The organism is Gemmatimonadaceae bacterium (genome assembly GCA_020852815.1).
Classification (GTDB): domain Bacteria; phylum Gemmatimonadota; class Gemmatimonadetes; order Gemmatimonadales; family Gemmatimonadaceae; genus SCN-70-22.
In genome coordinates this window covers 26,693-41,465 of sequence record JADZAN010000037.1, presented here as the reverse complement: position 1 = coordinate 41,465, position 14,773 = coordinate 26,693, and the positions used below count along the sequence as shown (strand labels likewise).

The following is a 14,773-nucleotide window of genomic DNA, read 5'->3' as shown; positions in this document are numbered from 1 at the left end:
AGGTTTCGCCCTGCCGGTCTGCTCGCTCATGGCATGCCTCCCTTCGCGTCCCGGCCACTCGCCGGTCGAGGGAAGAGTGTCACTCGCTCAGATCGCCCGAAAGTGCGATTTCCGGTGAACCACTACATCTTGGACTTCTCCGTGTCTCCTCCGTGAGCCTCCGTGTCGTGCTTGTGTTGTTGCGATCACGGACGCCCGAGGCAGTCGATCGCGAGTATGCCGAGGACAAATGGATCCCAGCTTTCGCTGGGAAGGTGGGCGTGGGGGTTGGGTTCGGCGCGTCACGGCACTCCTTCGTGCGCCTCCGTGTCTCCTCCGTGTGCATCCGCCGTGAGCCTCCGTGTCGTGCTCTTGGACTTCTCCGTGTCTCCTCCGTGAGACTCCGTGACGTGCTTGTGTTGTTGCGATCACTAACGCCCGAGGCAGCCGATCGCGAGTATGTCGAGGACAAATGGATCCCAGCTTGCGCTGGGAAGGTGGGCGTGTGGGCTGGGTTCGGCGCGTCACGGCACTCCTCCGTTTACCTCCGTGTCTCCTCCGTGAGCCTCCGTGTCGTGCTCTTGGACTTCTCCGTGTCTCCTCCGTGAGCCTCCGTGTCGTGCTTGTGTTGTTGCCGCCGTGCCTCCGCCGTGCCTCCGCTGTGTCTCCGCTGTGCCTGCGCCGCGTCTCCTCCGCGCACCTCCGTGTGCCCTCCGCGTACCTCCGTGTCAAGCTTCTCGAAACGACGAACCCCTAACGAGACAACACCCGCCCCCGCAGCACCACCGCCCGGATGCGCGTCGTGTTGCGGATGTCGATGAGCGGGTTGGCGTCGAGGATGACGAGGTCGGCCACACGCCCCGGCGCGACGGCGCCGTGCGTGCGCTCGCGGCGCATCTCGCGCGCCGGCACCGTGGTCGCCGCGGCGAGCGCGGCGGCCGGGGTGAGCCCGGCATCGACCAGGCGTTGCAGCTCGCGGTGGATCACCGGCAGCGCCGTGGTGTCGCGCTCCACGAAGCCGTCGGTCCCGGCCAGGATCGGGATCCCCGCCGCCATCGCCCGCACGGTGAGCGCTGCCCCCCACGCCCCCACCACCGGCGGCACCTCCTCGCGCCCAAAGACCCACAGCGTCGGCTCGAGATACGTCCCCCGCGCCTTCATCGCCGAGAGCAGCGCGGTCATCTCGGCGCCGTCGACGGGCACGGTCGCATAAGGGCCATCGCGTCGCTTCCACGAATCCTCGGGACGGATCTCGCGCGCGCCCTGCCACGAGAGATACGGCGCGTGCGCCAGGACGTCGACGCCGGCGGTCGCCAGTTGCAACGGTCGAGCGGGAAAGACCGTCCCGTGCGCCACGACGCGCATCCCCTGCCGGTGTCCCTCGGCGGTGAGGCGCGCCACCAGCGCACTGTCCATCATCGCGTAGAGCTTGAGCACCTCCGCCCCCGAGCCGCGGGCCGCGGCGACCGCGATCGCCAGCTCGGCGTCGCTCCGTTCCGAGGTGACCGCCTGCGCCCACGGCGCCTTCCCGATCGGGAAGCCATCGCTCGCCCCGATGAAGCGCGGGTCCACGAAGAAGGCGGGGCCCGCCATGACCGAGGCGTAGGCGATCTCCGGTGCGATGATCTCCCGCGCGTGCGAGGCGCGCGCGTACTCGCCGGCCGTGCGGTTGTCCCCCGCCATGGCCTGCACCATCGTCACGCCGCCGCGCGCGCCACGTTCGAGCGCCGCCGTCATGCCCGGCGTCAGGTGCACGTGATGGTCGGTGAGCCCGGGAATCACGAAGGCACCGCGCGCATTCACGCGTTCATCGATCGTGTCGGGGGGCGTCGCGTTCACCGACTGCACAGCGACGATCGAGTCGCCGCGCATCACGATGCGCTGCATCGGCGTCGCCTTGCGGGCGTTGACGTCGATGACCGCGACGGAGTCGACGACGACGATGCGCGGTCGTTGGGTCGGGCGCGGCTGCGCGCCTAACCAGTGCGACGACAGCGCGAGCAGCGCGAGCAGCGCGGGGAACGCGAACAACGCGGGCACCGGCAGCGAATGCATGCGATGGATTGCCTGGGCCATGTGCAAGGTGGTGGAGGCGAGGTCGATGGCGAGAAGGAATTGGCGGACCGTTCGACGGTCGCGCAATATGAGGCGCCCCTGTTGACGCGCGCCCCTCCTGCCTCGATACTCACCACCATCGGACTCGCCCCAGGGCACCAATTACGGAGGACGGTGTTCCGACCGGTCTCGCGCGCGGCCGGCAAAACAGCGCGCACGTTCGCAGTCCACCGATCCATCGAGCAGTCAGACACTCACCCAGTGAACGAGGAGTCTCCATGTTCGCCTTCGCGAGCAGCACTGCGCCGTCGCAGCACCTGATCTTCCGCACCGACGCCAAGCCATTGCGCCTGACGGGCGTCCTCCTCGCGGCCCACACGATCTTCGACGAGGAGAACGGCGAGTCCGACACCCGCGTCCGGCTCTTCCGCACCGAGAAAGGGTCGCTCGTCTGGGCGTGGGATCGCATCGAGCACGGCTACGACGACCCGGAGCCCGAGAACATCCAGCGCGCCGATGCGCTCGTGATCTCGGCCACCGAGCCGGCACGCACCCCGGCGGAAGTCGCCGCCGAGGCGTGGGAGCGGCGTCCAAACGGCAACGGGCGACTGTCGCTGGCCAGCGTGCGCGTCTGGCACGAGGCCTCGCACCGCGATCGCGCCATCGCCGACGTGCTGTACGAGGACGTGCCGTAGGCGTCGCGACGCGCGCTCCGTAGGCGTCGCGACGCGCGCTCCGAAGGCGGCGCGTTCTCGTCGCACTCCTTGACCGCGGGCTCCGGAAGGCCGTTCTTCGAGCGTCCCTTCCGGAGCCCCTTTCGTGCACATCCGTCCCGCCGGCGACGCCTTTACCTTCGTTCGCGCGTCTCTCGCCGCGCTCGTCGCCGCTCTCCTCTTCGCCGCCACGCCCTCCCAGCTCGCCGCGCAGTCGCTCTCGGCGCGCTACGCTCGCGCCGACGCGTTCCTGCCTTGGAATGCGCAGTCGCTCGTCTCCGGGAACACCATCGACCCGCACTGGCTCGACGGCGACCGCTTCTGGTTCCGCGCATCGCGCGGGCTGGGCGGTGAGTTCATCGTCGTCGACCCGGTTCGCGGGACGCGCGCCACTGCCTTCGATCACGTGCGTCTCGCCGCCGCCCTCTCCCTCGCCGCTGATACGGCGTATGCAGCCGGGAAGCTCCCCTTCACCGAGTTCGAGTACGTCCGCAACGGCCAGGCAATCCGGTTCAACGTGGCCGACTCGGCGCGCTTCACCTGCGACATCGTCGCCTACACGTGCGCAGCGAGAGAGAAGGCCGCGGCACCGGCCAAGGACGAGATCCTCTCCCCGGATGGGAAGTGGGCCGCCTTCTCGCGCAACGAGAACCTGTGGGTCCGCAACGTCGCCAGCGGGGAGGAGACGCAGCTCTCCACCGATGGCGAGGCCAATTGGGGATACGGCGTTGTCCCCGAGGGGTGCTGCCAGGAGATCACCAACCGGCGCGCGAAGCGAAAGGTGTGGCCCGTGCTGCGCTGGTCGCCCGACTCCAGGCGCATCGCGACACACCGCTACGACGAGCGTCGCGTCGAGCTCCTCAACCTCATCGAGACTGTTCCCGGCGGGCGCCCAAAGCTCCACAGCTACCATTACGCGCTCCCGGGCGACTCGGTCATCCCCACGTGGGAGGCATACGTCTTCGACGTCGAGGCCAGGCGTGGCGTGAAGCTCGAGATCGCCCCCATCCCCGGCTTCTTCACCAGCGCCGATTCGTCGTTCGACGACGTGCAGTGGACCAGGGACGGCGCGTCGCTCTTTGTCACGGCGCGCTCGCGCGATTTCAAGAAGTACGACGTGTGGCAGGGCGATCCCGCCAGCGGCAAGGCGCGGCTCGTCTTCACCGACTCGGGCAAGACGTATCGCGAACTCAACCAGTTTGGTGCCCCCAACTGGCGCCCGCTCAAGAACGGCAAGGAACTGCTCTGGTGGTCGGAGCGAGACGGGTGGGGGCACCTCTATCGCATCGATGTCGCCACGGGGAAGGTGATCAACCAGGTGACGAGCGGGGCGTGGCTCGTCCTCGACCTCCTCTCCGTCGACGAGACGCTGGGCACCGTGCACTTCGCTGGCGTAGGGCGCGAGGGCGGCGTCGATCCCTACTATCGCCTCTTCTACAAGGTCGCGCTGGACGGGAGCGGGCTCGCGCGCCTCACCCCGGAGAACGCCGACCACGCCGTCACCGTCACCCCCTCGGGGAAGTACTTCGTCGACCTCTACTCGCGCCGCGACCTGGCCCCCACCGGCGTCCTGCGTGCAGCTGACGGTCGCGTGCTGCAAGGGATCGAGAAGGGGGACATCGCCCCGTTGGCTGCCGTCGGCTGGAAGCCTCCCGTGCCTTTCACCGCCAAGGGGCGCGACGGCGTCACCGACGTGTACGGCTATCTCTACTTCCCCAGCGACTACGACTCCACCAAGTCGTATCCCGTCCTCGACTACATCTACCCCGGGCCGCAGATCGGCGCCGTCGCCACACGATCGTTTGTCGCCAGCGCGGCTGGCTTCACGCAGTCGATGGCGGAGCTGGGCTTCATCGTCTTCACCGTCGATGCCTTCGGCTCCCCCGTACGCTCCAAGGCGTTCCACGATGCGTACTACGCCAACATGACCGACAACGGGATCCCGGATCACATCTCGGCCATCAAGGCGCTCGGCGTGCGCTACCGCGCGATGGACCTCGACCGCGTCGGGATCTATGGACACTCCGGTGGCGGCTTCTCGGGGACCGATGCCATCCTGCGCTACCCCGACTTCTACAAGGTGGCCGTGTCGGGGGCCGGCAATCATGACCAGCGCGTCTACCACTTCCCGTGGGGCGAGAAGTATCACGGCCTCCTGGTGAAGAACCAAACCGGCGGGAGCAACTACGACTCGCAGGCCAACCAGAGTCTTGCCGCCAACCTCAAGGGGAAGCTCCTCCTGTCCTACGGCACGCTGGACGACAACGTGCATCCCGACATGACGCTCGCCGTGATCGACGCGCTCATCCGGGCCAACAAGAAGTTCGATGTCTTTGTCTTTCCCAACCGCAACCACGGCTACGCCATCGAGCCGTACGCCATCCAGCTCACCATGGACTACTTCGTGCGCCACCTGCGGCGCGAGGAGCCGCCGGCCGACTACGTCTTCCGCATGCCACGTTAGGCAACGCAGGTGTATCCCAACCCCCAGGACGTGCTCCCCCTTCCAGCCGGCGCCGACGTCGCGATGTTCGAGCGCGACGCCGCGGCGCTGGTGCTGGCCGCGCGCACCGGCGACGAGGAGCTCGCTGCCTGGACAACGTCGCGGGTCGGCGCAGGACGGGATGTGCGGCTGGCGGCGTACGCGAAGGCACGCCTCGCCGAGTCGAACGACGCACTCGCACAGTCGCAAGCCATCCTCGCCCTCGCGCACGGCTTTGCCGACTGGGAGGCGCTCACCGCGCACCTCGACGCGCTCGGCCTCGACGGTTCTCCCGTCGCCGACTTCGAGCGGGCCGCCGACGCCATCGTCAGCGGTGATCTCGCCACGCTCGACGCCCTCCTCGCGCGCACGCCCGCGCTCGTGCACCAGCGCTCCACGCGCGTGCATCGCGCCACGCTCCTTCACTACGTGGCCGCCAACGGCGTGGAGAACTATCGACAACGCACACCGCCGGGAATCCTCGCCATCGCCGAGCGGCTGCTCGATGCCGGCGCCGACGTCAACGCCGAGGGTGAGATGTACGGCGGAGGAGCGAAGGTGCTCGGCCTCACGGTGACGAGTGCCCATCCGCGAGGCGCAGGCGTGCAGCTGCAACTCGCCGACCTCCTCATGGCGCGCGGTGCACCGCTCGAGCCTCGCATCGTGCACTCGGCGCTGATGAACGGGTGTCCCGAAGCGGCGGCGCACATGGCGGCCAAGGGGGGAGAGGTGGGACTGCAGGACGCGGCGGGGATCGGGCGCGTCGACCTCCTCCGCGCCCACCTCGCCGCGGGAAACATCGCGGCCGATGACAAGGAGATCGTACACGCCCTCTTCATGGCCAGCTGGTATGGAAGGCACGCGGCGATTGCCGCGCTCCTCGATCACGGCCTCGCCGTCGACACGCGCCACCCAACCGATGGCGAGTCCGCGCTCCACATCGCGGCGCATCGCGGCGACGAGGCGCTGGTCGACCTCCTCCTGGCGCGCGGCGCACCGATCGACTCGGCTGACGGGCGCTACGGCACGCCGCCGGTAGTCTGGGCACTGCACGCCTGGCTCGTCGAGAATCGCACCCCCGGCGAGCCCTATCGCGCTGTTGTCCTTCGCTTGCTCGAGGCGGGGGCAACGGTCACGCGCGAATGGATCGACGACGACCGGCTGCGCGGCGATGCGGAACTCTGGCCCCTCTTCCAGCGCGCGCTGCGCGAGGGCTAGCGCGAGGCCTTCGCCTTCCGCGTCCGCTTCGCCTTGTTTGCCTCTTCTCGCCGCCGCCGTTCGTGAATCAACCGGAACGCCGAGCGCACCGGGTGAAGCACCTGGCCGTCGAGGTGCCAGTAGTCGGCGCCCGCGCCAGTGAGGAAGTCGATCGCCTCCGCGTCCTGTTTCTCGCGCAGGACGCGCTTGCGAATCACGAAGCGCACGTCGCCCCAGGCGTCGATGAGGATCGTCGCACCGCCGTACAGCTCCACGCGCCTTCCCCGCGATAAGCGCCGCTCCACGCGTTGCGTCACCTCGGCCACGAGGTCGAAGATGACATTGCCGTCAGGCCCAACGCGGCGAGCGGCGCGCACCGATTCCACGATCGGCGTGTCGACCGTGACGGCGTTCTTTGTCTCAGGTGGCAACGGCGACGTGGGGTCCACCAGCCCGAACTCCCGCATGTACTTCGGGTTGGTCATCAGCTTCCCCACCTCGTTGGCCTGGCGCCGCAGCTCCGTCACGCGCGGCGCGCGCCCGGGGTCGCCATCAAAGGCCAGCTCGGCGAACGAGAGCGCCTCCACGCGCGGAAGTTGCACCTGCGGCTTGCGCCAGAGCAGCGCGTCCTCGCCCAGGTTGGGGACATCGTCGGGAAAGATCCCCCGCTTGCGGAAGGCGTCGATCAGCGCTTCGCGATAGCCGTAGGGATCCTCGGGGACCATGTCGCGGTCGGCCGTGATCACCGCGCGCAGGAAGTCGCCAAAGCGAATGTCCACCGGCGGGCAGTAATCAATGGCGCGAATGCAGATGTTGAGGAACTGCTCGGCCAATACGCGCGCCTGGTCGGTGAGCACATCCAGCAGGTCGGTGGAGAGTTGCTCGCGTTCGTTCCGGTAGCCGGTGCCACCCGTGGCAAGGCGGATGTAGCGGTCCTTCTTGCGGTCAAAGATGGTGACGAACGCCTCGTAGATGGCCGCGCAGAAGATGCGACCGCGGCTGTGCGCCTCGTTCTGCGACGCGTAGGAGAGGTACTGGCGCGTCCCGTCGGCTTTCACGGTGTAGTCGATGGCGTTGCGGATGGGGCCGAAGTCCCCTCGCGTCTCGCCGAATTGCTGGCCGATGGCCGTGAGGCGGTCGGTGTCGAGCCGGCCGCGTGAGGCGCGCAGCGCCTCGCGCACCACGTCCTTGTGCGAGAAGCGGTGCAGCAGCGCGACGATGTCGGCAAAGCCTTCGTGAAAGGCGGCCACATCGATGTGCGTGGTGGTCGTGAAGTGCGCGCGCAGCCCGTCCAGCAGCGCATGTGTGCACTCGTGCGCCACGATGTCGTGCCCCAGGCTCAGGTAGACGACGCCGAGCGGGAGGTTGCGCCCGGACGTCTTGTCCTTGTCGGCGGGGTAGTAGCCGAACGACAGCTCCCCCTTGTCGGGATCGTAATAGGCGTTCTGGTCGGGGAGCGCGAGCGGCTTGATGCGCAGCCGCACCGGCGAGTCGCATGCTTCATCCGACTTGGGGAGCACGAAACCCCACGCCACGTTTCGCCCCAACGCCTCGCGAAAGCGGCGGTACAGCGTGGAGCAGACCGCGTAGACCATCTGCGCGTGGAAGCGCGGGTCGGACTGTGAGGGCTCGAGCCCCGCCGAGAGGATGAGCTTGTGGTTCTCGAGATCGAGCGCCGGGTTGTCGCGCACCACCTTGCCTTGCTCGTCGTATTCGCGCGCGTCGACCACGAAGATCTTCCCCTCGGGGCCGGGGAGGAGCGGCTCGTACGGCACGTCGACGCACGCCACGTTCCCGTGCAGTCGCGACGCGGCGGGGTCGAGGGCAAAGATCCGCAGCGGGCGGGAGAAGGGGTCGTCTGGGGTGCGATCGTACGGCTTCACGCGACAGGCGCGCTCCACGCGATGCCCGAGCGTGTACGCGGGCGGCGCCTCCCTCTTCTTTCCCGAACGACGGGTACGCCCCGGCATGACACACTCCAGCGAGGTTGGACGACACGATGGCGGCCGCCCGTTGCTGATGTGTAGGTGGCCGGCGGCATCATGCAGCGCGTGACGGCGGGCGGGAAGGGTGTGGCGTGCGCGCGACGTCTTTCGCGAAACACGCGCGTGGGCGATGGTAGAAGAAGAGCGAGCACGGCCGAGCACGCTTGTCGAGGCCACGCGCCCAGCGGCAGCTTCGAGCCGCGTGAATCGCGTTGCTCTCCGATCAACGCCCCCAATGCCCCGAGCCACCAGTCGCATGATCGTGTCGCCTCGCGTCATCGTGTGGCTCACCGCGGTCCTCTGCTCGGCCCGGGCGACCGGCGTCAACGCACAGCCGGTCGCGTCGCGCGCCGCCGCCGCCCCGGTCGCCCGCATCACACCTAACGACAACCGCCGCCCCGCCGGCCGGCTGCGCGGTGACACGCTGCGCCTGGCCCTCGTCACCACGCTCGGCGAGTGGCATCCCGACGGCGCGCGCGCACCAGGCGTCACCATTCCCGCCTTCGCCGTGGAGGGAGGGACCGCGAGCGTCCCCGGCCCACTCGTGCGCGTGCGACAGGGGAGCACCGTCGTCGTCACCGTGCGCAACGCACTCCCAAACGACACGCTGCGCCTGCAGGGGCTCCATCCGCGCCCCTTCACGACTCCTGCCGACACCGCGGCCATCACCCTGCTCCCGGGCGAGCGCCGCACGCTCACCTTTACCCTCACCGCTCCCGGCACCTTCTATTACTGGGGAACCACGACGCGCCGAGTAATGGGCTTTCGCACCGGGCTCGACGCGCAGCTCACCGGGGCGATTGTGGTTGATCCGCGCGATGCCGCGTCTCCTCCACGCGATCGCATCTTCGTCCTCGGGATGTGGACCGACACCGTCGCTCGCTCCTTCCTCCCGCGCCATCGCGTCCTGGGCGTCGTCAACGGTCGCTCCTGGCCTAACAGTGAAACGCTTACTGCCACCGTGGGCGATACCGTGCGTTGGCGCGTGATCAACGCGTCGGGTGACCTGCACCCGATGCACCTGCACGGCTTCTACTTCCGCGTGACGGCGCGCGGCGACGGAGCCACCGACACCCTCTTCACCGCCGATCGTGCACCTGGCGAGGTGACCGAGGCGTTGACCATGGGGGCGACCTATGCCATGACGTGGGTCCCCGAGCGCGCCGGCAACTGGCTCTACCACTGCCACATCCCGGAGCACTTCGGCCCGCGCGCGCCGCTGGGGCTCCCGCGCGACACCACCGGGCACGCAGCGCAAATCGGCGCGGTGTCGCACGCGCAGGGCGGAATGAGCGGCCTCGTACTCGGCGTCACCGTTAGGCAGCGGGGCGGTGCGGCCGGTGCGGCCATCGCGGCACCGCCGCGCGACCTCGACGCTGGCCGCCGTCGCCTGCGCCTCCTCGTGCGCGAGAGCGCGGGGAGCACCGCGCGCGAGCCGCTCTTCTCCTACGCCATCCATGAAGGGGGCGCCGAGCCGCCGCGCGACAGCGGGCGTGTTGCATCGCCCACGCTCGTCGTCACGCGCGGCGAGCCGGTGCGCATCACCGTCGTCAACCGCCTCGCCGAGCCCACCGCCGTGCACTGGCACGGCATCGAGCTGGAGAGCTACTACGACGGCGTCCCCGGCTTCAGCGGGATGGGGACGAGGACCACGCCGCTCATTGCACCTGGCGACTCGTTCGTCGTGCGCTTCACCCCGCCGCGCGCCGGCACCTTCATCTACCACACCCACTACGATGAGGACCGCCAGCAGGGAGCGGGGCTGGCCGGTGCACTCGTCGTGCGTGACCCCGCTCGTCCGTTCGATGCGTCGCGCGACCATCCCATCCTCATCACCTCGCCCACCGACCAGGGCGAGGCCTCACGTGTGGTCTACGTGAATGGCGCGTTGTCGCCCGCGCCGATCGTCGTGCGCGCAGGTGAGCGCGTGCGCGTGCGTCTCATCAACATGACGCTGCGGCGCTCAGGGGTGCGCCTGGCATTGCGGCGCGGTGGTGTGGTGCTGCCGTGGACGCTCGTCGCCAAGGACGGCGCCGACGTGGCGCCAGCGCTCGCGATCACGCGCGCCGTAGCGCAGCTCGTTTCCATCGGCGAGACGTATGACTACGAGTTCAGCATCGACCAGCCGGGAGAAGTGGAGCTCGAGGTGCGCGTGGGGACGCCGACCGATGCGCGCGTCTTCGGGGTGCAGCCGATACGCGTGGTAGCCGCCCGATGAGAGCGCGCCCGTCGCGTTAGGGTGCGGCCGAGCCGGAGAAGAACCGCCTGCAGGCACTCCGTCGCGTCCGCGACTTCCTTCCGCCCATGGCTGAGGAGCCGGCGCTCGTCGCCGCCTTCGCCGAGTTGGAGTCGACGATTGCGCGGATGACCGAGGAGGCGACGCAGCAGGACCGTCACGCGCGCGAGGCGCTGATGGGGACCGACAGCATGCGCGTGCGCGCGCGCGCGTTGCGCAACGACCAGCAGCGCCCCGTGGTGCACCCGGTGAGGACCGTGGCGCCGTTCGCGGAAACCGCGGGAGTTCCGGCCGTGGTGTCGCTCAAGCTTCCGCGGTCCAACAACCTGCAGGGCTCGTCACCGCGGCGCGGGGCTTCCACGACACCGCCAAACCGTTCGAGGAGAAGCTGGTGGCGGCCGGATTGCCGAAGGGTCATCTGGCCCGCCTGCTGGCGGGGAACGAAGCGCTCAACGCTGCCGTCGATGCGCGAGATCGCAACGTCGTGCAGTGGGTGGCGGCGGGAACCACCACCATCTCCAAAGGGCGGCGCGCCGTGCGGTTGCTCAAGCTGCTCGACTCGTTGGTGATGCCGCTGATCCGCGCCAATGATGGGGAGCGCAACGCGGGGTTGGTGGCGAAGCGGTTGGGGAGAGTGGGGTGGTGGAGGGTGGGGCGGCGCCGGTAGTGGGGCCGGGGGAGCCGGTGTTGCCGTATTGGCGTGTTGTCTGGGGAGCAGGCCGCTGCCGCCCAGGGGGCGGGGGAGGTGGCGAAGCCGGCGTAGGGGTCGCCGCGTGTGAGAGGGAAGTGGTGGGCCGCTGAGGGGCGAGGGGGAGGGGCTGCAGACTTTCCTCCTTGGGCCTCCGGGGGACACTGCGGCGGAGTGGTGCTAGCCCGTCATCGGCGCGAGGATAGTCCACCGGTCGAGGCGACTTCGATTGATCAAACGTGGCAGTGTGTTGGGGATGCAACAGTGTGGAGGTTGGCGAGCGGGGGCGTTATGGTGTGGAGGTATAGCCAGTCGGGAACGGCGCTGCATAGGAGCGGCGCGGCTGAGGGGACTGGAGAATCTGCGTTGGGCGGACACAGGGAGAGAATGAGACGATGCGTTCAAGGCACCGGCGCGCTTCGAGAATCGCCATCGCCCTACTCGCGTTGCCCTGGCACGGCGTGTCGGCGCAGCGCGTCGCTGCGTCGCCTTGGAACGCCGCGCCCCGTCTGCGTTCGCCCGCACCTCCCGCGCTCCTCGTGTCATCACACCGACGCGCGACGGCCTTCGTGGTGGTCGGCGCCCTCATCGGTGGGATCACCGGCTATGCATACTATCGCCACGCGCTCGGTCCTTCTGACGAGGATTTTACTCCGTACATCAGTATTCCGCTGCTCGTCGGCGGAGGGACCGCGCTCGGCGCCGCGCTCGGGTGGTTGGTCGCGCCTCGGCCGGCCTCCTCTCGAACGCACGCCACCCCTGCTCGCCCCAACATCGGTTGCACCTGTCATGCGAGCGACGGATGCTCGCTCCGCTCGCGTCTATTGAGTTCGCCTGCAGGTGAACCTTACACGTTGGATGGCTCCACGCTGTTGCTTCGCTTATAGCCCTCTGAACATCTAGGCCACCATGTAGCGACGCCCGGGCGATCGATCCATGTTGGCCGCTCGCTCAAACCCATTTCCCGGACGTGTCTTATGGAGGCCACCCAATGCCCGACCTGAGCTTCCGCTGCTTCAAATGCAACACGTTTAGTGGTCTGCATCTCACGGCCGAGGGTCGCGTACGGGTAGAGCGGATGCTGCCCGACCCCAACGCGTCTCGAGAGGTAACGTTTTACTGTGATAGGTGCGGCGCCGCAAATGCGATCGCTCTGACCACGGAGATGATCTCGCAACTCTTGGAGCGTGTAACATCCGATGACCCGGCGATCACGAAAGCGATCGAAGACGCACGCCGCGGCGACTATGGCGCCGCAATCGACCAAGCTCGAAAGCGCTTCGGCTGGTAGTGTGGTTCTTGAAGGCAAGCCACCGAGCAAGTCACCACCGCGCGTCGCCGACTTCGAAGACCTCGAGAAGAAGACGATCGATGTTCTCATTGATTCTCTCAAGTACATCGCGACAACATGCGGCATCGTCATCGCGATGTATTCTGCGAGCCTTCGAGAGTACGTAAAGCTGCCTGCGGTAGCGACGCGGCCGCTCGCTCAGACCTTGCTCTTCGCACCGGTGCTTCTCTGGTTTGCGGCGATCGTTTGTACGGTTCTCGGCATCTACCCTCGCGAGTATGTCGCATTCTCCGAGGCCGCCAAGGAGCGCGCCATCCGATCGCTACGCGAGGCGAAACGGCGCTGGCTGAGGGCAGCGCTCATACCGTTCCTGGCAGGATTTGGAGTTTTCTTGTACGTCGTCGCGGCCGAAATTTGGAGCCTGTTTCCTTTCAGCTGACGATTGCCTCCGTACTCTACCTGACTGTCCGTTACGAAGTACGTCAGTCACGATGCGCAAGCCATGTAACGATCGTTGCAGCCGGCAAGCGATTTGACGATTGCGCATGCTCCGCATGCGCACCTATCTGGCTCGCATGCAGCTGAACTTGAGCGTTATACGGCAACACGAGCTCACTTTAGGCACCCCCTCTTTATGGCTGATACTGTCCGCTACTTTGACCTCAACATTGAGAAAGTGCTGGAGGGCTGGGAAGTTCGGCACGCCATTCGCGAATTGATTGCGAATGCGATCGACGAGCGTACCCTGACCAATACTTTGCCTGTAGAAATCGACCGGATTGCCAATGGCCGTTGGCGTATTCGAGATCACGGTCGCGGTCTTCACCACAGCCATCTAACGCAGAACGAGAGCGTTGAGAAGGCTGAGCGGGAACGAGAAGTCATTGGTCGATTTGGCGTCGGACTCAAGGATGCGCTAGCAGTGCTGGATCGACGCGGCGTTGGTGTGGAGCTTCGATCACGCCACGGATGCATCTCGCTTGCACATCGCCCCAAAGCAGGCTTCGCCGACATTGAAACAATTCACGCCGCTGTCCAACCGGCGCTGGACAGCGGCGTGTCCGGCACCGAAGTAATCCTACAGAACATCGCTGACTCAGATATCACAGAGGCTCAGGCATTCTTTCTCGCTTTCTCCGGCGAGACGCTTCTTGAGACAACTAGAATTGGCCAAGTCCTCAGCAGGCGACCCGGAAAGCCGGCCCGGATATATGTGAAAGGCTTGGTTGTTGCCGAAGAGGAGAATTTTGCTTTCAGTTATAACATCACGGTATTGACGAAACCGATGCTGAAGGCACTCAACCGGGAACGCACGAATGTTGGGCGCACCGCTTACAGCGATCGGGTCAAGTCCATGCTGCTCGTTGCGGAGTCCCCAACAGTGGCGGAGGTATTAGTAGACGACCTAGCGCGCCTTTCAGAGGGGACAGCGCATGACGAGGTTCAGTCATGGGCCGACGTCGGCCTCCGGGCTTGCCAGATTCTCAATGCGGCTCGCCCGGTAGTCTTTATCACATCTGAGCAAGCCCTACGCGACAAAGATATGATTGATCTCGCAATCGGTGAGGGTCGCGACGTCATTACGATTCCAGCAACAGTCGCAGGCAAGTTAGCCGCTACCGCAGATGTAGAAGGCAATCCGCTCCAGTCTTTGGAACAGTTCGCGAGCGAGTGGTCCGAGTCGTTTGAGTTCAAGTTCATCGAGGAGCGCGACCTCACCGCGAGCGAGCGCGCCATTTTCTCAAAGTGGGGCGAGATCGCATTGCTTGACGGAGGCGTTCCGCGCGAAGTGAAGGCTGTTCTTGTTTCAGCAACCATGCGTCCTTCAGTGACGGAAGGGATGAATCCCGCTGGCGTCTGGGAACCGGACACGGGGCGCGTCATCATCAGCCGTGAGCAACTCCGGAGTCTGAGCTCATTCGCGGGTACCCTCCTGCACGAATTCGCTCACGCGCGGTCAGGAGAGAGCGACGTTACGCGTGAGTTTGAACTTGCGCTCACCGAAACGATCGGCCGAGTATCGACTGCAAAGGTAGGCAAGTAGACCCAAGCATCAGATTGCTCGCCGCACCAGCTTCCACTTGCGGGTAATCGAAGATCATCATCGCGACCAGCCGCATAACGATCGTTGCGCCTGACACGGGAAC

At 66.8% G+C, this 14,773-nt stretch carries 11 protein-coding genes; 8 read left to right on the top strand and 3 right to left on the bottom strand.

Going from position 1 to position 14,773, the window contains the following annotated elements:
* Window positions 1-732 precede the first annotated feature (732 nt).
* On the bottom strand, window positions 733-2,121 hold the full coding sequence (locus tag IT359_18395) for an amidohydrolase family protein (GenBank protein MCC6930967.1): 1,389 nt from the start codon (window positions 2,119-2,121) through the stop codon (window positions 733-735).
* Between the two features lie 191 nt (window positions 2,122-2,312).
* On the opposite strand from IT359_18395, the gene IT359_18390 reads away from it, so the two are divergent.
* The 3 genes from IT359_18390 (at window position 2,313) to IT359_18380 (ending at window position 6,447) form a co-directional block, all read left to right on the top strand.
* On the top strand, window positions 2,313-2,729 hold the full coding sequence (locus tag IT359_18390) for a hypothetical protein (GenBank protein MCC6930966.1): 417 nt from the start codon (window positions 2,313-2,315) through the stop codon (window positions 2,727-2,729).
* Between the two features lie 124 nt (window positions 2,730-2,853).
* Window positions 2,854-5,211: a DPP IV N-terminal domain-containing protein gene (locus IT359_18385; protein MCC6930965.1), complete on the top strand. Its 2,358-nt coding sequence runs from the start codon at window positions 2,854-2,856 to the stop codon at window positions 5,209-5,211.
* A gap of 30 nt (window positions 5,212-5,241) precedes the next feature.
* A complete protein-coding gene (locus tag IT359_18380) occupies window positions 5,242-6,447 on the top strand; it encodes an ankyrin repeat domain-containing protein (GenBank protein MCC6930964.1) in 1,206 nt (401 codons plus the stop codon).
* Here IT359_18380 and IT359_18375 read toward each other — a convergent pair.
* Complete coding sequence (locus IT359_18375) at window positions 6,444-8,396, bottom strand: hypothetical protein (protein MCC6930963.1); 1,953 nt, start codon at window positions 8,394-8,396, stop codon at window positions 6,444-6,446. The two genes, IT359_18380 and IT359_18375, sit on opposite strands and share 4 nt — an antisense overlap.
* Window positions 8,397-8,673: 277 nt before the next feature.
* Between IT359_18375 and IT359_18370 the strand changes: the two genes are divergently transcribed.
* Window positions 8,674-10,629, top strand: a complete 1,956-nt coding sequence (locus IT359_18370) for a multicopper oxidase domain-containing protein (protein ID MCC6930962.1) — start codon at window positions 8,674-8,676, stop codon at window positions 10,627-10,629.
* 175 nt (window positions 10,630-10,804) lie between these two features.
* Here IT359_18370 and IT359_18365 read toward each other — a convergent pair whose 3' ends face one another.
* A complete protein-coding gene (locus tag IT359_18365) occupies window positions 10,805-10,954 on the bottom strand; it encodes a hypothetical protein (GenBank protein ID MCC6930961.1) in 150 nt (49 codons plus the stop codon).
* An 84-nt stretch (window positions 10,955-11,038) separates the two neighbouring features.
* On the opposite strand from IT359_18365, the gene IT359_18360 reads away from it, so the two are divergent.
* The 4 genes from IT359_18360 to IT359_18345 all read left to right on the top strand — a co-directional run bounded on the left by IT359_18360 (window position 11,039) and on the right by IT359_18345 (window position 14,670).
* Window positions 11,039-11,314, top strand: coding sequence for a hypothetical protein (locus IT359_18360; protein ID MCC6930960.1), 276 nt, complete (start codon window positions 11,039-11,041; stop codon window positions 11,312-11,314).
* Between the two features lie 1,012 nt (window positions 11,315-12,326).
* The gene (locus IT359_18355; GenBank protein ID MCC6930959.1) at window positions 12,327-12,626 is read left to right on the top strand and encodes a hypothetical protein; all 300 of its coding nucleotides are present in this window, start codon (window positions 12,327-12,329) and stop codon (window positions 12,624-12,626) included.
* Window positions 12,583-13,065 carry a hypothetical protein gene (locus tag IT359_18350; GenBank protein ID MCC6930958.1) on the top strand — a complete coding sequence of 161 codons (483 nt, stop codon included), beginning with the start codon at window positions 12,583-12,585 and terminating at the stop codon, window positions 13,063-13,065. The genes IT359_18355 and IT359_18350 overlap by 44 nt, the downstream gene beginning before the upstream one ends.
* Window positions 13,066-13,260: 195 nt before the next feature.
* Complete coding sequence (locus tag IT359_18345; GenBank protein MCC6930957.1) at window positions 13,261-14,670, top strand: sensor histidine kinase; 1,410 nt, start codon at window positions 13,261-13,263, stop codon at window positions 14,668-14,670.
* Window positions 14,671-14,773 lie beyond the last annotated feature (103 nt).